The organism is Paenibacillus sp. JJ-100 (assembly GCF_948329825.1).
Taxonomy (GTDB): Bacteria; Bacillota; Bacilli; order Paenibacillales; family Paenibacillaceae; genus Paenibacillus.
On the sequence record NZ_CAOJCM010000033.1, the window covers coordinates 1 to 318 of the forward strand.

Sequence of the window (318 nt, forward strand, 5' to 3'; positions counted from 1 at the left end):
TCGGTGGGGTAACCGCAAGGAGCCAGCCGCCGAAGGTGGGATAGATGATTGGGGTGAAGTCGTAACAAGGTAGCCGTATCGGAAGGTGCGGCTGGATCACCTCCTTTCTATGGAGAATCGTTTCCCGAGTGGAAACATTCAAATTTAAAATCTAGCCAGGTCGGCTAGTTACTCACTCGTTGCTCAGTTTTGAGAGCTCAAACTCTCAAACGTTTGGTGGCGATAGCGAAGGGGTTCCACACGTTCCCATCCCGAACACGACCGTTAAGCCCTTCAGCGTCGATGGTACTTGGACCGCAGGGTCCTGGGAGAGTAGAA

At 52.8% G+C, this 318-nt stretch carries 2 rRNA genes; both read left to right on the top strand.

What is annotated here, in order from left to right:
• Positions 1–107 (top strand): 16S ribosomal RNA (locus tag PQG66_RS25300); the annotation flags it as partial.
• A 105-nt stretch (positions 108–212) separates the two neighbouring features.
• Positions 213–318 (top strand): 5S ribosomal RNA (gene rrf, locus PQG66_RS25305); the annotation flags it as partial.